16 protein-coding genes are annotated in these 19,727 nt (G+C 58.1%); 12 read left to right on the forward strand and 4 right to left on the reverse strand.

The annotated features are described in order from the left end of the window. Positions 1-174 precede the first annotated feature (174 nt). A complete protein-coding gene (locus FYJ40_RS07075; RefSeq protein WP_154517745.1) occupies positions 175-645 on the reverse strand; it encodes a hypothetical protein in 471 nt (156 codons plus the stop codon). Between the two features lie 274 nt (positions 646-919). Between FYJ40_RS07075 and FYJ40_RS07080 the strand changes: the two genes are divergently transcribed. Then, positions 920-1,351, forward strand: a complete 432-nt coding sequence (locus tag FYJ40_RS07080) for an Hsp20 family protein (RefSeq protein WP_154517748.1) — start codon at positions 920-922, stop codon at positions 1,349-1,351. Positions 1,352-1,431: 80 nt separating this feature from the next. Here the strand turns inward: FYJ40_RS07080 and FYJ40_RS07085 are convergent, their stop codons facing one another. Next, positions 1,432-2,241: an MBL fold metallo-hydrolase gene (locus FYJ40_RS07085; RefSeq protein WP_154517751.1), complete on the reverse strand. Its 810-nt coding sequence runs from the start codon at positions 2,239-2,241 to the stop codon at positions 1,432-1,434. Positions 2,242-2,289: 48 nt separating this feature from the next. On the opposite strand from FYJ40_RS07085, the gene tilS reads away from it, so the two are divergent. The 5 genes from tilS (at position 2,290) to FYJ40_RS07110 (ending at position 9,035) form a co-directional block, all read left to right on the forward strand. Then, the gene (tilS, locus tag FYJ40_RS07090; protein WP_195838600.1) at positions 2,290-3,828 is read left to right on the forward strand and encodes a tRNA lysidine(34) synthetase TilS; all 1,539 of its coding nucleotides are present in this window, start codon (positions 2,290-2,292) and stop codon (positions 3,826-3,828) included. Between the two features lie 148 nt (positions 3,829-3,976). Further along, positions 3,977-4,525, forward strand: coding sequence for a hypoxanthine phosphoribosyltransferase (hpt, locus tag FYJ40_RS07095; protein ID WP_154517754.1), 549 nt, complete (start codon positions 3,977-3,979; stop codon positions 4,523-4,525). A gap of 1 nt (position 4,526) precedes the next feature. Continuing rightward, complete coding sequence (gene ftsH / locus FYJ40_RS07100) at positions 4,527-6,674, forward strand: ATP-dependent zinc metalloprotease FtsH (protein ID WP_154517757.1); 2,148 nt, start codon at positions 4,527-4,529, stop codon at positions 6,672-6,674. A 189-nt stretch (positions 6,675-6,863) separates the two neighbouring features. Then, entirely contained in the window at positions 6,864-8,048 is a 1,185-nt protein-coding gene (locus FYJ40_RS07105; protein ID WP_154517761.1) for a pyridoxal phosphate-dependent aminotransferase, read from the forward strand. 165 nt (positions 8,049-8,213) lie between these two features. Then, positions 8,214-9,035, forward strand: a complete 822-nt coding sequence (locus tag FYJ40_RS07110) for a phosphatase (protein ID WP_154517764.1) — start codon at positions 8,214-8,216, stop codon at positions 9,033-9,035. Between the two features lie 63 nt (positions 9,036-9,098). On the opposite strand, the gene rlmD is transcribed toward FYJ40_RS07110, so the two are convergent. Next, positions 9,099-10,547, reverse strand: a complete 1,449-nt coding sequence (gene rlmD / locus FYJ40_RS07115; RefSeq protein ID WP_154517766.1) for a 23S rRNA (uracil(1939)-C(5))-methyltransferase RlmD — start codon at positions 10,545-10,547, stop codon at positions 9,099-9,101. A 349-nt stretch (positions 10,548-10,896) separates the two neighbouring features. Here rlmD and FYJ40_RS07120 point away from each other — a divergent pair, with 349 nt between their 5' ends. From FYJ40_RS07120 to FYJ40_RS07135, 4 genes are all read left to right on the forward strand, one after another. Then, a complete protein-coding gene (locus tag FYJ40_RS07120) occupies positions 10,897-11,757 on the forward strand; it encodes a transporter substrate-binding domain-containing protein (protein WP_154517769.1) in 861 nt (286 codons plus the stop codon). Continuing rightward, positions 11,757-12,410, forward strand: a complete 654-nt coding sequence (locus tag FYJ40_RS07125) for an amino acid ABC transporter permease (protein WP_154517772.1) — start codon at positions 11,757-11,759, stop codon at positions 12,408-12,410. Before FYJ40_RS07120 ends, FYJ40_RS07125 begins: the two co-directional genes overlap by 1 nt. Positions 12,411-12,463: 53 nt before the next feature. Next, positions 12,464-13,213: an amino acid ABC transporter ATP-binding protein gene (locus FYJ40_RS07130; protein WP_195838601.1), complete on the forward strand. Its 750-nt coding sequence runs from the start codon at positions 12,464-12,466 to the stop codon at positions 13,211-13,213. A 297-nt stretch (positions 13,214-13,510) separates the two neighbouring features. Next, positions 13,511-15,586, forward strand: coding sequence for a translation factor GTPase family protein (locus FYJ40_RS07135; RefSeq protein ID WP_154517778.1), 2,076 nt, complete (start codon positions 13,511-13,513; stop codon positions 15,584-15,586). A 127-nt stretch (positions 15,587-15,713) separates the two neighbouring features. Here FYJ40_RS07135 and FYJ40_RS07140 read toward each other — a convergent pair whose 3' ends face one another. Then, positions 15,714-16,697, reverse strand: a complete 984-nt coding sequence (locus tag FYJ40_RS07140) for a DNA/RNA non-specific endonuclease (protein WP_154517781.1) — start codon at positions 16,695-16,697, stop codon at positions 15,714-15,716. Between the two features lie 216 nt (positions 16,698-16,913). On the opposite strand from FYJ40_RS07140, the gene FYJ40_RS07145 reads away from it, so the two are divergent. After that, positions 16,914-17,564: an HAD family phosphatase gene (locus tag FYJ40_RS07145; RefSeq protein WP_117734855.1), complete on the forward strand. Its 651-nt coding sequence runs from the start codon at positions 16,914-16,916 to the stop codon at positions 17,562-17,564. Positions 17,565-17,933: 369 nt separating this feature from the next. Then, positions 17,934-19,628, forward strand: a complete 1,695-nt coding sequence (locus FYJ40_RS07150) for an ATP-binding protein (protein ID WP_195838602.1) — start codon at positions 17,934-17,936, stop codon at positions 19,626-19,628. Positions 19,629-19,727: the final 99 nt, after the last annotated feature.

Genomic DNA, 19,727 nt, shown 5'->3' on the forward strand with positions numbered 1-19,727 from the left:
AGCCCCATCGCGCCGAGAGTACTGCGGGGCCAGCCCGTGGGAGGCCAGGGCGCCGCTGACCGGTGGACGGCACCGAGCCGTGCGCTTGGACTGAGAAGGGGGAGGCCTCGCGGCCTCCCCCTTTTTTCGTTTGGGCGTTGTAAACTTAAAGCCCCTACGGCTTAATTGTCTTTTCTATTTGAAGAAAATAAAACGAATGACCAGCGCGATTGCCGCGATGGCAATGATCAAGAGCGCGATTTGGAGCCGGTGCTGTTTGCGTCGTCTGCTAGACGATATAAATATCGATTTTCCTTGCTTCGGCGTCTCTAAATAGCGGGCAGAATGCGTTAGGGTCTGCTTAGGGCGAGGCTCTCTTCGTTGTTGCTTAGCGGGTGTTTGGGCCTGCTCCTGGTTGCATGCGCTGTTTTTGGATAAGGGGGCATCTTTGAGATACGCCGATTCGCTCGGTGCGACGCCCATATGTTTGCGACCTGATTGAGATTCTTCAAGGGTTTGATAACGATTGCGAGTTACATATTCAGGCTCTGTATCGTCAATAGGCTCTTGGGAAATATGGGGACGATGGTAGCGTATGGTCTGCGGATAGGTTGATTTATCGTTCTGCATCTGATCATACGAATTGTCGGAGGCTTGATCGTCCATGATGCCCTTAGGTTGTCATTAATATTGTGTATACGCTCATTGTAAGCCCCAGCTTTGTTTAGCTAGGGCACATTTGGTATTTAAGGCACGGTTCAAAGAACCTTGACCTCATTAAATCTTAGTCACATAGACTTAGATATGCTTATAGATAGAGACTCAAAAAACTTTATATCAAAATGTATATATAAGAAATGGATGGGCATATATTAAAGCGTCAAAAGAAGTCCCTGCCACCTAGAAGATGGCTCGGCAGTCCCTTAAAGGAGTGGTAGTCATGGCAAGCATGGTTCCTTATCGTTCGGTTTTTGGTGTTCGTCCCTCTGCTAGCTCGTTGTTCGATCTGTTTGATGATATGACCGATCTGGCAAACAACTCGATCGCCTCCAAGGCGTTTCCCGTTGATGTTGAGGACAGGGGCGACGGTTACGAGGTCAAGGCTTATTTGACCGGCGTCGCGAAGGACGACATCGACGTTGAGCTCAATGAGGGTCGTCTTTCCATTAGCGTGAATGTTGAGGAGAGCGAAGAGAACAAGGACAAGAACTACCTGCAGAAGGAGTTTTGCTCTTACAGCGCGACGCGCGGTGTGTACCTGAAGGATGCTTCGAGCGAGGGCCTTTCTGCAAAGTATGCTGACGGCATCCTTACCGTTACGGTTCCTAAGATTGTCGAGAAGAAGAACGTTACGAAGATTTTCATCGACTAACGTTATCGGCTATTAACATCGGTTCCTGAGTTAAGGGGGCTGGGAAGCGATTCCCGGCCCCCTTTTCTATTTGAGACGGCCTACTGAATGGTCATGGGCCGATATTGCCCGGCGGGACGTATTGTGAGTTTATGTGGCCCCTCAACGCGGGTGGCGGTGCTACCAAGCTCGTTGTCGAGTGTTGCCCCAAGTGAGCTTGCGTAGCTTTTGACGGTAAGGCTTGGGCGATTGTTGTCTTGGCTAATGTGCATCGCGATAAGCTGCTCGGTGCGATCGGTTACCAGCGCGCGTGCGGCATCGGCGGCCTGATCGTTGGAGAGATGCCCTTTTGCAGACAGGATGCGCTCCTGAAGAAAGCGAGGATAGTCTCCTTGACGCAGCATGGCTACATCGTGGTTGCTTTCGAGCGCGAGAATGCGACAGTCCTTGAGCGTATCGATGGCATGCTTCGACAACTCGCCGGTGTCGGTGGCAAAGCCAACCGAATCACCCTGGGCATCAAAACGGTAGCCGACAGGATTGACGACGTCGTGCGATGTCGAATACGTTTGAATGTGGACCCCGGCAATAGAGAGGGCGTCACCTGGGTCGAATTCCTCAACAGACAGATGTGCGAGGCTTTCCTTTGATGCGAGCGTGCCCCTGCTGGAAAAGACCGGTCCGTTCCAATGTTTACACCACACCTCAAGCCCCTTAATGTGGTCGCTGTGCTCATGGGTGACAACAAGGGCGGACACGTCGTCTGCCGAAAGGCCGAGCTCGGCCATGCGTTTGAGCGTTTCGCGGCGGGACAGTCCGTCATCGACCATAATGAGCCCCTGCGGGCCCTCGATGAGTGCGCAGTTGCCTTTAGAGCCGCTGCCGAGGATATGAAGGTGCAGGCGAGACATAAGATTCCAAAGGATACAATGAGTGCTGACGAATAGAGGAGGAAGCGAATGCCAACGGTATCACAGCATTACGGACACCATGCCGTACCCGGGGCAGTCGATGAGACCCGGACGAGGCAGCAGGCTGCTCCTGTGGTGCTCATGGTATCAGGCGGTGCGGACTCGACGGCACTGCTTCTTATGGCGTGCACATCAAAGCTGGATATCCAAGATGGACGCGGCGTTGCCCCCATTGCTCGCGAGCGCCTACATGTGCTTCATGTAAACCATCACCTGCGAGGCAAGGCATCCGACGGCGACGAGGCCTTTGTGCGCGAGCTCTGCGCACAATATGGCTTGCCGCTGTGCGTGGAGCACGCCTATTTTGATGAGGAGTCGGGCAATATCGAGGCGGCTGCGCGCGAGGTGCGTTATGCCGCGGCGCGAAGGTATGTTCGCGAGCTTTGTGCCAAGATGGGGGTGCCGAGAACGGCGGCGCGCATCTGTACTGCCCATACCTCTTCAGACCGCGCGGAAACATTTTTGATGAACGCCATTAAGGGGTCGGGCCCTGCTGGGCTCTCGAGCATTCCCCGCCGAAGGAATATTGTGGTACGCCCCTTGCTCGACCTAACTCATGGCGAGCTTGTGGGCTATCTGCAGGTGCATGGTCAGCCGTGGCGCGAGGACGAGACCAACGAAGATATCTCGTATCTGCGAAACTACGTTCGCCACCGGGTAATGCCAGTGCTGGCGCAGCGTAATGCGAGCGTGTGCAAGACGATTGGTGCCGCCTGTGAGATCTTGGGTGATGAGGATGCGTTTCTATCCCAGTTGTCGGCACAGGCGTTTCGAAGCTGCCTGCGCAAAGAGGCAGCGGGCGCGCTGGTGCTCGATGCCAGACGCCTTGCTGCGGCCGAGGTGGTAATCGCGCGGCGCATCGTGCGACTGGCGATTAAACGCATCGATCCGGACGCTCGCCCAGAGATGCGCCATGTGGAGCGAGTCCTCTCCTGTGTTGCCGAGGGTGCGGGTTCGGTTACGCTTCCGGCGGGGATTGACGCACGTGTTGAGTTTGGCATGCTGGCGTTTAAGGCACCGGCGGCTCGTGAGGGCTTGGTTGCGGACTGGATTACCATACCCGGCCGTATGTCGTTGGGCGGGGGACGTATGCTGGTCACAGAAGCGATAGCCGTTGAGCCGGGATGCGATATCGTGCGCCGCGCCCGTGAGTTTGCGGCTGCTGGGGAAGTGGCAGCTTTGGTGGACGCGGCCGCCCTGGGTTTTGCCAACAGCGATAGCGAGCGGATCTTGGCGGGCTCGCGCGGCGAGGTTCCTGCCGAGGCGCGATTGGCGCGCCTGTGGGTGGACGGTCCCGCGCCGGGAGACGTGATGTGCCCGTTAGGCATGAGTGGCCGAAGCAAGAAGGTGTCCGACTTGTTGTGCGAGGCTCGTATTCCCGTTTCCGAGCGCACCGGCGTGCCCATGGTAAGGACGGCACCGGGGGGTGTCGTGGTGTGGGTCGCCGGAGTTCGCGCGGACGAACGCTTTAAGTGCACGGCGGCGACGCGTGTGGCCTATCTGCTTCGCGTGGTTGACGCGGATTAGCCCCTCGCACCAGTTTTTCTGTGCGGCGTTGACGGTATTCCCGCGCTGATGGTGCACGGGCTGGAAAATATACCCCGTGCGCTGCTAGAATGTGTAGTTCGCGTCCATACGGCGGTGTGTGGGCGATTAAGCACAAGAAAGGGTTGTCATGGCTTCTCAACATCCGGATATCGAGAAGGTTCTGTTTACGCAGGAGGATATCGACGGTATCGTCTCTCGCCTGGGCGAGGAGATTACGCGCGACTACGCGGGTAAGGATCTGGTGCTGATTGCGGTCTTGCGCGGCGCCGTGGTCTTTATGGGCGACCTGATGCGCAAGATCGAGCTGCCGACCAATATCGATTTCATGGCCGTTTCGAGCTATGGCGACGGTGTGAAGTCCTCGGGCATCGTGCGTATCATTAAAGACCTTGATATCGATATCCGCGGTCGTGACGTGCTGATCGTTGAAGACATTCTGGACTCGGGCCTGACGCTCAAGTATCTGATGAAGAACCTTGAGAGCCGCAAGCCCGCTTCTCTGGAGGTCGCCGCCTTCCTGTGGAAGGACGTTGAGGATCGCATCTCGGCCATTACGCCCAAGTATGTTGGAACCCATTGCCCCGATGCCTTTGTGGTGGGCTACGGCCTCGACTATGCCGAGCGCTATCGCAACCTTCCGTATCTGGGCATTTTGAAACCGGAGGTTTATTCGTAAGATGCCCGACGACCGTAACGACTACAATTCCCAGACACCCCGGGACCCTAAGATTCCAGGGATGCCCGGAGGCAAGAAACCCACACGTACGGGCTGGCTGTATTTTCTTTTGGCTTGCGCACTTCTGGGCTACGCCTTCTTTAATATGGGCTCCGGCTTTGCCAGCTCCAGCAATACCGTTAAGCTCGCGACGAGCGAGATGGTGAGCGCCATCAAGCAGGATCGCGTCGAAGATCTGACCTATACGGTTCAGGACGGAAGCGTGACGGGTCATTACTGGAAGGCGAAAAAGGACAAGGGCGACACGAGTGAGCTCAAGAGCTTTTCCTCGACCTATGTCGGCTCCGATTCGCTTGCCGAGCTCATGGCGGAGCATCCCGACACTAAGTACATCGTCAACACCAACGACCCCGATTTTTGGGGCGACTTGGCGATGAGCGTACTGCCGACGATTGCCCTGATCGCCATCATGTTCTACTTTATGCGCCAGATGATGGGCGCCAATAATAGGAACATGCAGTTTGGCAAGACCAACGCCAAGACCAACGAGGCTACGCGTCCCAAGGTCAAGTTCGAAGACGTTGCCGGCGTGGACGAGGCTGTTGAGGAGCTCGAAGAGATTCGCGATTTCTTGAGCGATCCGGACCGTTATCGCAAGCTGGGTGCCAAGATCCCGCGCGGCGTTTTGCTGGTGGGCCCTCCGGGTACCGGTAAGACGTTACTGGCCAAGGCCGTTGCTGGAGAGGCCGGTGTCCCGTTCTTTAGCATCTCGGGCTCTGACTTTGTCGAGATGTTCGTGGGCGTCGGCGCCAGCCGCGTGCGCGACCTCTTTAAGGAGGCCAAGTCTCAGGCTCCGTCGATCATCTTCATTGACGAGATTGATGCCGTGGGACGTCAGCGCGGAGCCGGTCTGGGCGGCGGTCACGACGAGCGCGAGCAGACGCTCAACCAGCTGCTGGTCGAAATGGACGGTTTTGAGGAAAGCGAATCGGTCATCCTGATCGCCGCGACCAACCGCCCCGATATTCTGGATCCGGCATTGCTGCGCCCCGGTCGTTTTGACCGCCAGGTTACGGTCGACCGCCCGGATGTGAAGGGGCGCGAGCAGATCTTGCGCGTGCATGCCGAGAACAAGCCAATGGATGAGGACGTTAAGTTTGAGAAGCTCGCCCAGATGACCGTTGGCTTTACCGGTGCCGACCTGGCAAACCTGCTCAACGAGTCCGCGCTGCTTGCCGCTCGCCGTCATCGCTCCGTGATCTCGATGGACGAGGTCGAAGAATCGATGGAGCGCGTGATTGCAGGACCGCAGCGCAAGGGGCGCGTGATGACCGAAGCCGAGCGCACCACGATTGCCTACCACGAGAGCGGTCATGCTCTGGTGGGTCACATCCTGGAGCACTCCGATCCGGTTCACAAGATTTCGATTGTCAGCCGCGGTCAGGCTCTGGGCTATACGCTGCAGCTTCCGCAGGAGGATCACTTCCTCAAGACCAAGAACGAGATGCTCGACGAGCTTGCCGTGTTCTTGGGCGGTCGCGTTGCCGAGGAGCTCATGTGCGATGACATTACATCGGGCGCGAGCAACGATCTGGAGCGTGCGACCAAGATGGCGCGCGAGATGGTTACGCGTTTGGGCATGAGCGAGGAGCTGGGCACGCAAGTGTTTGGCGAGGCGCAGCATCAGGTGTTCCTTGGTCGCGATTATGCCGATCACCAGGATTACTCCGAGGAGACGGCGCGCCGCATCGATATCGAGGTTCAGCGCATCATGCGTGAGGCCCATCGCCGTGCTGTTGAGATTTTGGATGCCCGTCGCGATCAGCTCGATCTGATGGCGAAGGTGCTGCTTGAGCGCGAGACCGTCGAAGGCGACGCCGTGAACGCCCTGCTCGACAACGACTGGGATGCCTACCTTGAGCGCGAGGGCGACGTTCTGGCAGCCAAGGAGGAGCGCAACGCCAAGGCGGGCGGCGTGCCGACCAAAAAGCGCACGCCTCGTATGAGCGAGGAGGAGCTGGCAGCTGATGCCGCAGCTTTTGCGCAGGCGGCCATGCAGGAAGATGCCGAAGTCGCATCCGATAGCGCTGACGATGTCGAGGCTGCTGACGCAAAAAAGGCCGATGGCGACACCGAGGCCGACGAGTAGTCTTTGTCGCGAGAGCCTCCGCGGGGAAACCTGCGGAGGCTTTTTCTTTTGAGCGATATGGGGCCATCTGTTGATTGGGGACAGACTTAAATGAGCGTTTTCACGCATTTAAGTCTGTCCCCAATTAACATTGCTGCGGTACTTTGCTTGACTAAAGCGTACAATACCGCCTATGCGAAAGGGGAACAGATGATCAACGAAACCATGTTTGCTCGCGGCGCGGAAAGCTCTATTATCCGCGAGATCTTTAGCTATGGACTTGAACGCAAGGCACAGATCGGTGCGGAGAACGTATTCGATTTTTCGCTGGGCAACCCGAGCGTTCCGGCGCCCGCTGCCGTGGCGGAGTCCATCAAAAAGGCCTTGGAGCTGCCGAGCGACCAACTGCACGGATACACGCCCGCACCAGGCCTGCCGCAATGTCGTGTCGCTGTGGCCGAGTCGCTCAACCGTCGTTTTGGCACGAGCTATGAGGGTAAAGATGTCTTTATGACCGTGGGTGCGGCGGCTTCGCTCACCTGCACGCTCAACGCTGTTACCAATCCCGGTGACGAGGTCATTGTTATCGCCCCGTACTTTCCGGAGTATCGCGTGTGGATTGAGAAGGCCGGCTGTACGTGTGTCGAGGCACCCGCCGATGAAGACACGTTCCAGCTGAGCGTGGGCAACGTGCTCAAGGCGATTACTGATAAGACGGCGGCCGTCATTATCGACTCGCCCAACAACCCGACCGGTGCCGTATATACGCGCGACACGCTGACGCGACTGGCCAATGTTCTGCGCGAGGTCAATGCCAAGCGTGATCCCGAGAATCCGATTATGCTCATCTCGGATGAGCCGTACCGCGAGATCGTGTACGGTGCCGAGGTGCCCTGGGTACCCTCAATCTACGAGAACACCGTCGTGTGCTATTCGTATTCCAAGTCGCTGTCGCTGCCGGGTGAGCGTGTGGGTTGGATTTTGGTTCCCAACACCAATCCTCAGGCTGCTCGCCTTATGCCGGCTGTCGCCGGTGCCGCCCGTACACTGGGTTTTGTGTGCGCACCGGCGCTCTTCCAGCGCGTGATTATCGACTGCATCGATGAGCCGAGTGATGTCGAAGCCTATGCTCGCAACCGAACGGCGCTCACCGACGCATTGGCGGAGTACGGCTACACCTACGTTGAGCCGGACGGCGCTTTCTATCTGTGGGTGAAGGCGCTCGAGCCCGACGCAAACGCTTTTTGCGAGCGTGCAAAGAAGTACGAGTTGCTCGCGGTGCCTTCGGATAGCTTTGGCATGCCGGGTTGGTTCCGCTTGGGTTATTGCGTGAGTTACGAAACGATTATCAATTCGCTACCCGCTTGGAAACAGCTGGCGGACGAGTATCGTTAAAAGCAGAGCGCTCTGCCTACAATGTTTTACGTGAAACGGGGTTTGGTGTTAAACCGGACCCCGTTGTCATGGACGTTGTGTCTTTGGGATGGAGCGGTTTTACGACTATCGAAGGCTATGCGTACAATGAATATACGCGACGGCCATACCAGATAAGGAGACCTGATGCCCTACCTGCTTTCCTGTGACATTCATACCCATACGATGTTCTCTGCGCATGCATATTCGACCATTGAGGAGAATGTGTACTGGGCGGCAGAGCGTGGCCTGCAGGTGCTTGGATCTGCCGACCATCTGAGCTCTATGGTTACGGCTTGCCCCAATGACCTGCGCAGTTACCAGTTCTTTATCAACCAGGATATATGGCCGCGCATTTGGAGCGGCGTGTTGGTGCTGCGTGGCGCCGAGGCCGATATCGTTTCGCTGGACGGAAGTCTGTTTGGTGAGGACACTCCTGTCACGCTCGATATTGCCGGCGATTCGTACAGCCGTCAGCATTCGCTGTTCGATCGGGTTACGCGTAATTTGGATTATTTGGTTGCAAGCGTGCATAATCCGCAGTTCGCTGAAGGCGCGACGCTGGCCCAGACGACCGAGATGTATATCAATGCTCTGGAGCACCCCAAGGTGTTTATGCTGGGGCATACGGGTCGATCGGGCGTGCCGTTCGATATCGACGAGGTGTTGCTTGCTGCTAAGGCTAAGCATAAGATCATCGAGATCAACAATCACAGTCTTGAGCATGGCGCGGATGCCGAGCATTGGGACGTGTGCCGCAAGATTGCCGAGCGGTGCGCCGAGCTGGGCGTGGGGATTGGCGTCTCGACCGATGCGCACATTGGTATGGCAATTGGTAAGCTCGACCAAGCGCGCAAGATGCTCGACGAGATTCACTTTCCGCTGGATTTGATCGTGACGCGCGACCGCGAGACGCTACTGCGCGAGATGGCGGCAGCCGGCGTGTGTGACCTGCGCAAGAGGATGTAGCGGAGTTCATAAACCAAGTAAGGGGGCGGCCCAGACGGGTCGCCCCCTTCTTGTACCGGTGGATTAGCGGCGCTCGAGGACCGCTACAGTTTCGGTGTGGTCGGTATGGGGGAACATGTCGACGGGCGTGATCTTGAGCAGGCGATAGCCACCGTCGAGGAGCTGGTGCAGGTCACGCTCTTGGGTCACAGGGTTGCAGCTGATATAGGTGATGCGGCGAGGTCTAAGCGCGCAGGCGGCTTCGAGGAACTCGGGGGTAGAGCCGGCACGCGGCGGATCGATGGAAAGGACGTCGATGCGCTCGTTGTTGTCGGCGGCATCTAGGATGTAGTCGGTGGCATCGTCGGCCATAAACCAGGCGCTGCGGGTAAGACCGTTGAGCTCGGCGTTGCGGCGTGCGTCGGCAATGCCCGCCGGGTTGCGCTCCACGCCAAGCAACATGATGCCGATGCCCTTGTTCTGAGCTTCTTTAGCTGCGCAAAGACCGATGGTGCCGCTGCCGCAGTAGGCATCCATGAGAACATCGCCCTGGTGCAGATCCATGCCGTCGATAGCGAGCTGGTAGAGCAGCTCGGTCTGCTGCGGGTTGGTCTGGTAGAACGCGGTGGGGGAGATATCGAACTCGCAGCCGAGTAGCTGGTCGCGCATGCATTCAGCGCCATACACGATGTGGGTTTCCTCACCCAGGATGGCGTTGCCAGGGCGTCCGTTGATGTTTTGGGCGACGGTGACGATACGCGGATCGAGTGCGGCGATGGCCTCAAAGAATTCCTGCGCATGCGGCAGGTCGCGCTGGGCGGTAACGAGGGTGATCATGATCTGGTCGGTGCGCCAGCCGCAGCGAACGACGGCATAGCGAAGCAGGCCCAGATGTTTGTCCTCGTTAAAGGCGGGAATGTGCAGGCGCTCGGCCTCACGCGCAATGCCGTTAAGAATCTGACGGGCTCCCGGTGCCTCGACGGGGCATTCGGGAACAGCGACGATTCTGTGCGTGCCGCGCTCAAAAAAGCCGCAGCGGACAGCGCCCCCTTTGCCGGGGGCAAAGGGAGTGGCGGCCTTATGGCGAAAACCACGCGGCGCAGGATATTTGCCCGGGTCGCCCAGGGTAACGTCCATACCGCGAATGGGATCGACGGTTATGCCCTCACGCTCGCAAAGAGCAGCAAAAAGTTCATCCATAGCAGCCTGCTTGGTCGCCAGCTGCTTCTTATAAGGCCTGTTGAGCGCCGTGCATCCACCGCAAGCTTTCATGATGGAACAAGGCGACTTGGGATCAACGGCCTTATGAGCGGACCGGGACGACTCATTATGCGAGCGCTTGGAACGAGCTTGAGGTGCCTTACCCTCGCTCCGACGAGGGCTGGGACGCTTGGTCTTAGCCTTGCCCTTGGCCGGCCTGCCCTTCGCATCCTGAGACGACTTGGATTTCTTGGAAGATTTTTTCTCCTCCGACCCCTCAGCCGCCTCGATCAAAGCACGACGAGCCTTACGCTCCGCACGAGATTCTGCCATGAAGTAACCCCACTAATTTATAAATTGAAATCTGAAAGCATTGTACCGTGCCAGGCTAGCAGACGATATGCAAGCGTCCACTTCACGTTAGTGATAAGTCCAACGACGTTTGCCCGGCGCGGGCGGGGAGCGGCGCGTAATTAAGTTTATCGCGAGTTCCGCACGCAAAGGAAAGCACTTAATGTGCTTTCCGTCTTGCGCAGGACTGTAGAGCAGGAAACTTAATTACGCGCCGCTCCCCGCCCGCGCCGGGCAACTTCTCCCTTGTACTCTATCAAGGTAAAGTGTATGATTCTGGGCGTTACATGAATCACTTTACTTAACTAAAGTGCCATCAAGGGGGAATACCATGAATACCGATATGTCTCGTCGTCAGTTTGTTGGTCTAGCCGGCTCGCTCGCCACGGTGCTTGGCCTTGGTCTTGTCGGCTGCGGCGGTGGTGCCGACAAGGGTTCCACTGCCGGCTCTGCTGCGGCAAAGGACGCCAAGGGCGCTGTGGAGTCTAAGAAGCTCGTGGTGGGCTTTGACAAGTCCTATCCTCCGTATGGCTTTGTGGGCGACGATGGCGAGTACACCGGCTTTGATCTCGATTTGGCCAAGGCAATTGCCGATAAGCAGGGCTGGGAGGTCAAGTACGAGGCCATCGACTGGGACGCCAAGGATACGCTGCTCAACTCGGGTGCCATCAACTGCATCTGGAACGGCTTTACCATGGAGGGCCGCGAGGACGACTACACGTTCTCCGAGCCGTACATGCTCAATGAGCAGGTGCTGGTGGTCAAGAAGGATGCGGGCATCAAGAATTGGGACGACCTTGCCGGCAAGACCGTGATTACCCAGACCGATTCTGCCGCGCAGGATGTGCTAGAGGGTGACCAGAAGGATCTGGCGGCGACGTTTGCCACGCTCGATACCATCGGCGAGTACAACACGGCTTTTATGCAGCTCGAGAGCGGCGCGGTCGATGCGGTGGCTTGCGACCTTTCGATCGCCCAGTATCAGCTTGCCGCCAAGCCCGATGCCTATACGCAACTTGACAAGCCGCTGTCCAGCGAGCACTACGCCGTTGGCTTTAAGAAGGGTGACACCAAGTCGGCCGACGCCGTGAACGAGTCGCTCAAGGCGCTCTATGAGGACGGTACAGTCAAGGACCTGTGCGACAAGTATGCGAGCTATGGCCTGTCCTTCGATAACTGGGTGCTCAAGTAATGTCTATCCAAGTCATGATGCAGATGCTTGGCCAGGGTTTCTTGGTCAGTTTGCAGTTGTTTGTGCTCACGCTGCTGGGCTCGATTCCCTTGGGAATTCCCGTGGCGTTTATGCGTATGAGCAGAATCGCGCCGCTGCGTTGGATTGCGCGCATCTACATTTCGGTCATGCGCGGTACGCCGCTCATGCTGCAGATGTTTGCCATCTACTTTGCTCCGTATTATGTCTTTGGTATTTCGCTCACGCCCGATTCCAAGTGGACAGCGTGCGTTGTGGCATTCATCATCAACTATGCCGGCTACTTTGCCGAGATCTATCGCTCGGGTTTGCAGTCTATCCCGCGTGGTCAATATGAGGCCGCCGAGGTGCTGGGTTACTCACGCCTGCAGACGTTTTTGTACATTGTGATGCCGCAGGTCGCCAAGCGCATTTTGCCGGCGATGGGCAACGAGATCATCACGCTGGTCAAGGACACGTCGCTGGCATTTGCCATTGGCGTGGGGGAGATGTTCTCGACGGCCAAGGCACTGGTTGCCTCTCAAGTGAGCATGGTGCCGTTTGCGATTGCGGCACTGATCTACTGGGTCTTTAACTTTGTGGTCGAGATGCTGCTGGGCGCCGCCGAAAAGCGACTTGACTACTACCACGACTAGCCTGTTCCGTCGTGCTTTTCAAACACATGGAGGTTCCCGTGTCCGGAACGGTAATGAATATAACGAGCGCGCGCAAGGCGTTTGGTGGCAATGAGGTGCTCAAGGATATCTCGCTCGAGGTAAAGCGCGGCGAGGTCGTGGCGATTATCGGACCTTCGGGCGGCGGTAAGTCAACGCTGTTGCGCTGCGCAACGCTGCTCGAGACGCTTGACGGCGGCTCGCTTTCGTTTGGTGATCTAGCCGTTGCGACGGATGCGGGATCGGGCACGGTGTATGCGAAAGGCGATGTGCCCAAGCAGGCGCGCTCGCGTTTTGGCCTGGTGTTTCAGAACTACAATTTGTTCCCGCACTATACCGTGATGAAAAACATTACCGACGCTCCGATCCGCGTGCTCAAGCGCCCGCGCGAGCAGGTCGAAGCACGTGCGCGTGAGTTGATCGCGCAGATGGGGCTTACGGGCAACGAGAACAAGGTGCCATGCGAGCTTTCGGGCGGTCAGCAGCAACGTGTGAGTATTGCGCGCGCCTTGGCGCTCGATCCAGAGATCTTGTTCTTCGATGAGCCGACCTCGGCACTCGATCCCGAGCTAACGGCCGAGGTGCTGCGCGTCATTAAAGACCTTGCCGCGCAGAATATGACGATGGTGATCGTGACCCATGCGATGCAGTTTGCGCGCGATGTTGCCGATCGCGTGGTCTTTATGGACGGCGGTCGCATTGTAGAGGAGGGTCCTGCCGAGCAGGTTATCGGCCATCCGCGCGAACGGCGCACGCGCGAGTTCCTGAGCCGTATCGAGGGCTAGGCTCAAGTAGACATTGAGGCGAAACCGCTGCAGGTCTTATGGCCTGCGGCGGTTTTTATTTGCGCCGATGGGGCTTAATAACCGCCTCAGGCGTTTGCCCCCTCCTCTCGCCGCCCGTATTCATACGTGCGCCGAAAGGTGTGCATGGACAGTCGCCCGCGAGGGTAGGGTGGTGGCATAGGACATTTGGAGGGTGAGCCGGATCGGCTGCCGACCATGCTGCTCCCGGGACGGCATCGACCGCGAACTCTCCCCGTTGGCGTCGCGCATTGCGCGCGGCCCTGCAAGGAGGTCATCATGGGTGCTCCCAAGACCGGTAACGTAAGGAACGTGGTGCTCGTAGGCCAAGGTGGGGTGGGCAAGACTTCACTCGCCGAGGCCATGCTCCACCTTTCCGGCAAGACCGCCCGCCTGGGCGGCCACGACGGCACCAAGCCCACGCTCGACTATGACCCCGAAGAGGTCAAGCGTGCGTTTTCCATCTCGACGACCATTGCGCCGATCGACTGGAAGGGTGCGCGCATCAATGTGCTCGATGCCCCGTGCTACCCCGATTTTATCGGCGACGCCTTTGCCGCGATGAGCGTCTGCGAGACGGCTCTGTTTGTGGTCGACGCCGAGGCCGGCCCGCAGCCTACGACGGTTAAGCTCTGGTATGCCGCCGAGGACCTGCGTCTGGCGCGTGCGGTGTTCGTAAACCGCCTGTCGCGCTCCGAGGCCAGCTTTGCGACCACGATGGACCTGCTGCAGGAGCGCTTTGGCACGCGCCTGGGCGCCGTGACCCTTCCCTGGGGCGAGGGCGAGGACTTTGACGGTATCATCGACCTGGTGCGCATGAAGGCGCGCCATTGCAACGGCGCCGAAGCCGTTGAGTCGGAGATTCCCGAGGAGTATCGTGCCCAGGCCGAGGAGGCCCATGACCATCTGTGCGAGCTGGTGTCCGAGGCTGACGACGAACTGATGATGAAGTACTTGGAAGGCGAGGAGACGCTGACGCAGGAGGAGCTTGAAGGCCTGCTGTCGAAGGCGATCGCCGAGCGCATCTTTGTGCCGGTCTTTGCGGGCGATTGCATTAAGGAGCAGGGCGTCAACTCGCTGATGGACGACATCGCCACGTACTTCCCGGCGCCGACCGACTATGGTGAAATGCCGCTCATCGACGGTGATTCGCTCAAGATCTCGAGCGACGATGACCGCCCGGTGGCGTTTGTGTTTAAGACCCTGGCCGATCCTCAGCAGGGTCGCATCAGCTTCATCAAGGTGCTGACGGGCACGCTTGAGCCGGGCCTTGAGCTGATCAACGCGCGCACCCGCAAGAGCGATCGTCTGGCTCACCTGTATGTGATGTGCGGCCGCGACATGACCGAGGTCGGTCACGCCTATGCCGGCGATATCATCGTGGCGCCCAAGCTGGCGGCCGAGACGGGCGATACGCTCTCGATTACCGGCAAGGTCGAGGCTGCGGCGTTTAAGTTCCCCAACTCGCAGTACCGCATCGCCATCGAGGCCGAGAATCGCGGCGACGAAGAGAAGCTCTACACGTTTATCGAGAAGGCATGCAAGGCCGATCCGACCATGAGCATCGACCGCGACGAGGAGACCGGCCAGACCATCATTTCGGCGGTGGGCGAGGCGCAGGTTTCGGTCCTGCTCAATCGTCTTGAGGACCGTACCAAGGTCGCGGCCAAGAGCGTGCCGATTCGCATCCCGTATCGCGAGACCATTCGCCGCACGGCAACTGCCCAGGGCCGCCACAAGAAGCAGACCGGCGGCGCCGGCCAGTATGGTGACTGCTGGCTGCGCGTAGAGCCGCTCATTGGGCCCGACGGTACGAGCGACGGCTATGAGTTTGTGGACGAGGTCGTAGGCGGCCGCATTCCGCGCTCGCTCATTCCCGCCGTGGACAAGGGCGTTCAGGAGACCATGAAGGACGGCATCATCGCCGGCTACCCGCTTACGGGCATTCGCGTGGCTGTGTACGACGGCTCGTATCACAGCGTCGACTCCAACGAGATGGCGTTCCGCGCGGCGGCTCGCATCGGCCTGCGCAAGGCATGCGCCGACGCCGACCCGGTGGTGCTGGAGCCCATCGAGGAAATCACGGTGACTATTCCCGAGAGCTACGCCGGCGCCGTGATGGGCGACATCTCGGCCTCGCGCGGTCGCGTGACGGGTATGGAGACCGATGAGCGCGGAGACACCGTGGTCATCGCTCAGGCGCCTCTCGCCGAGCTGACGGATTACTCGACGCGTCTGCGCTCCATCACGCGCGGCACGGGCGACTTTACCATGAAGCCTGCGGGCTATGAGCAGGTGCCTTATGACGTTCAGGCCAAGCTGGTCGAGCGCTATGAGGAGGGCCGTGCCAAGTAGCGTTGGGCGTTGCCTGTAACATACATGCCGATGCAAGGGCCGCTCTGGGCAATCCAGGCGGCCCTTTTTGATCCCTGGGGGATGGAGGAAAACGGTCCACTTAGGTTTTGGGGCAGCTTGGCCAGCCCTAGTCTCCCGAGGCCTGGTTGCGGCCGGTAGCGTAGTCGATCTGCACATGCGGCTGCAGATTGTAGCAGTACACGTGGAAGCAGAGGGTTTTGCCGTGGTCCTCGACCGATTGCGCCTCAAGACGCACGCCACGGCAGACGAGTTCCTCTTCGTTGTACATAGGCGTGACACGGTAGAGCACATGGTTGCCCGTCTCGCGGATGTAGCCGAGAATCTGCTCCTCAAATGGCAGCATGCCCGTTTCATTGAGATAACGCGTGCCGGTGAGGAGATTCTTGCGGTTGGCGTTTTCGCCGCAGAGCGACCAGGCGATGAGGTGACAGCGATTGTAGAGGCTCTGGCCCGGAATAAAGTCGTAGCGCTGCTGGCGCCATCCGGCGGGATGGATACGCGAGATATCGCCGCGCTCGCCTTGACCGAGCGATTCGGGGCCCACGCAAGCGAGCGCTTTGCGGGTGCGGCCCAGGCTGTCGAGCTTGGAGAACTTCTTAAAGCAACCTTCTTCTGTAGCGAGCTCGTATTCATCGAGCGTGAATGATGGTGTGCCCAACGGGTGCGTGCTGTCGGCTCGCAGGGCAACATAGGGGTTGCCCGCGTAGTCAGGAATGCTGCTGAGGTATACGCCGCGGGCGCGGTCGAGATTGGGGTTTTCGACCTCGTCGATGGGGGTGGCGGCGCTGTCCGCGGAAGCGTCATCACCGGTGTCGGGTGCGGCGGAATGTGGCTTATCGCCAGAGTTCGGGCTGTTTTGGGAGTCTGTGGAGTTTGCCGTTCCCGATTCGAGTCGGGCAACCAGGTCTGCCTCGTCGTCGGTGCGGCTGGGACTCTCGTCTTGCTTCTCGGCCAGAGCCGCCGCCTGCTCATCACTTTGCGGCGAGAGCAGTCTGGGCGCCCCGTCGAGCGATCCCGTAAACAGCGCAAACCCCAGCACCACAGCGGTGCCGATAGAAAGTGCTTGCTTGTAGGCGGACTTGCGCGACATGGTGACTCCTGGACGGACGGTTGGGAATCTACCAGTCTAGCAGGAGACGCCGCAGGTCGTTTCCCAGATAAAACCTGGCAAAATAAACCTGCCCCTTTTTGGTAGGCTATTGATTCATGTAGCGAAAGCCAAATATGATATATACGTTATATACAAGCTGTAAAGCGCGGTAGAGTGACGGTAACGAAGGCCGTGCAAGCCGATGAAGGGACCGATATGATCAAGGCTGTCATTTTTGACATGGACGGAACGTTGGTCGATACCGAGCGTTTGGACGTGAGGGCATGGAAGGTGGGCGCTGCCGAGCTGGGGATTGCGATTGATGATGCGCTGGTCCATCAGTTTATCGGTCGCTCGATGCCTGATGTCAGGGACATCCTTGAGGAGCATTACGGCAGCCGCGAAATCGTCGAGACGGTCGAAGCCCACTACAGGGATGCTCTCGACGAGATGGTCAAGACCGATCTGGAGCTTAAGGCCGGCGCCGCCGAGTGCCTGGACGAACTGCTGGCTGCGGGCTATCACGTGGGCCTTGCGACGTCGTCGCGCCGCGTTGCGGCCGAGCGCAACCTTAAGACGGTCGGCCTCTTTGATAGGTTTGAGACGGTGACCTGCAACGAGGATACCCTGAACGGCAAGCCCGATCCCGAGATCTACCTGCTCGCCTGCGATCGCGCGGGCTTTGCTCCCGAGGAATGCGCCGTGGTCGAGGACTCACGCAACGGCTGCGTCTCAGGCATCACGGCCGGCTGCCATGTCTTTGCCGTTCCCGATATCGTGCCGTTGCCGCAGGACGTGGCGGACGGCTGCGAGGCCGTGCTCGATACGCTGTTCGATCTGACGGCGGCGGTCAGGGCCGTGCGCTAAAGGTATGCGCCGAGGCTGATGACGGTGGCTTCGGCGTGGCCCCGCTTGCGTTTTCCCAGATAAAACCTGCCAAAATAAACCCGTCCTCTTTTGGCGGGTTGGCGGGGTAATGCCCGCCGCAACTTATGGCACGGTTGGGATGTGTACGCTTTAAAGAGCGGAGCCCATGGTTAGAGAGATGCGCTCGTCTCTCTAAACGTCTCTCTAAAGAGAACGTCGGTTAGAGAGATGGCCTTAGGTAATCTAGCAGTGAATTCGATACATCTCTCTAAATTTCTCTCTAAAAGAAGGTGCTCATCTCTCTAAAGTTAGAGAGATATACTAAGCTTTAGAGAGATAAATCTATTGTTTTAGAGAGACGGAATGCCAATGCTGTTGGATGAACCTCTTGGCCTTATCGTTGAGCGCCTTCGCAGGCGGGGGACCGATGACGCATCGGTAGAAGTTAAAGCCTGCACGAATAAATTGAGTGCAGACGTATGGGAGACAGTGAGTGCTTTTGCGAACACTGCGGGCGGGCTCATTATTTTGGGCCTGAACGAAGCCGAAGGATTTGTTCCTTCTGCCAACTTTGCTATCGACAGGGTGCGCGACCAGTTTGTTTCGGGTATCGGAGACGGAGGCTCAGCGGCGGTGGTGACCCATGCGCCACGGTATGAGCTTGATCGAGGCGAGGTCGACGGGCTCCAGGTACTTCTGGTGCGCATCTTTGAACTTGAGCTCAAAGCGAAGCCATGCTATATCGGCGCGCGCGGCGTGCAGAACGGTAGCTACAAGCGCGTGGATGATAAAGATATCAAGATGTCGCCCGCTGAGCTATATGAGCTACAGAGTGCGTTGCTTCCGAGCGATGCAGACGGTACGGTGGTTTCGGAGGCAACAGTCGAGGATTTGGATCCAGATGTCGTGCGGTCCATTATCGCAAATCGCCGGCTGCAGACCCCGCGCGTTTTGCGCGGGGCCGATACGCTGGAAAAGCAGCTGGCCAGACTCAATATCACTACAAAGGATGGAGCTGTGAAGCTCGCGGGGCTGCTGTCGGCGGGAATCTACCCCCAGCAGTTCTATCCTAAGCTGATGATCGATGTCGCCGTTCATTCCGATGTGGAAAAATCTGCTCCTGGGCAACCCCGGTTTATTGACCGCCAGTTGTGCGATGGCCCGATTCCGGCTTGCATCGAAGATGCCCTCGCTGCGATCGGACGAAACTTGCGCAAAGCGGCGATAGTGCGAGGCGCTGGTAGAAGGGAAGATTGGGAAGTACCCCAGGAGGTTTTGCGCGAGGCCTTGGCGAATGCCTGCATCCATCGAGAGTATTCGCCCATGTTTGTGGGGCAGGCCGTGAGCGTCGATATCTACCCAGACAGAATAGAGATCAAAAACCCCGGCGGGCTTTGGGGCGGAAAGACGGTGGACAATCTTGCGGACGGGGAATCGCGCTGCCGAAACCCAAAGCTCATGAGTCTGATGGGGGCGACGCCGTTAGAGCATGCTGAGGGGGCTGTTGCGGAAAGTCAGGGATCTGGCATCCCGGCTATGATTCGCGAGATGGAGTCTCGTTCGCTTGGCAGGCCGAAATTTATCGTTAAGGCCGATTCGTTTACGGTGCTGCTTTCCCGGCACGGGGCGGAGCTTGCTGAAAACCGCATGTGGATTCAGGGCCATGTGGACACCGAACTGACGCATCGCGAGGAAACATTGCTCATGTTTATGCGGGAGCATGGGTGCGTATGCGATGTTCAAAAAATACGAGAGGCTTTGAAGTGGGATTCGGATGACATTCGCCTGATCTGCGGGGGCCTTGTCGATAAACATGTCCTGTCAAAATGTGGCAAAGACACGTTTGAAATTATCGATATGAGCAGAGAATTGTCAGCTTCGACGGCGGATAGGATCCTGGAGGCTCTCAGCGCCGGAATGGATATGACGGCGCGAGAAATAGCGGTTGCATCGGGGGTTAAGATTTCGTCCGTCCGTTACCATCTGCCAAAAATGGCGGATAAAGGACTCATTGAAGTAATGGGTTCATCGACGAGCCGCAACCGCCGCTATCGGAAGAGGTAGATGCGGCTGAGTCGCCTCTCTTGTGTCTCTCGAAGTAGATGGGTGCTAGAGGGGCGACTGCCTCGTGATATTTCCCCAGATAATACCTGCTAAAACAAA

The sequence above is a fragment of the Collinsella sp. WCA1-178-WT-3 (M1) genome (assembly GCF_009696325.1).
Classification (GTDB): domain Bacteria; phylum Actinomycetota; class Coriobacteriia; order Coriobacteriales; family Coriobacteriaceae; genus Collinsella.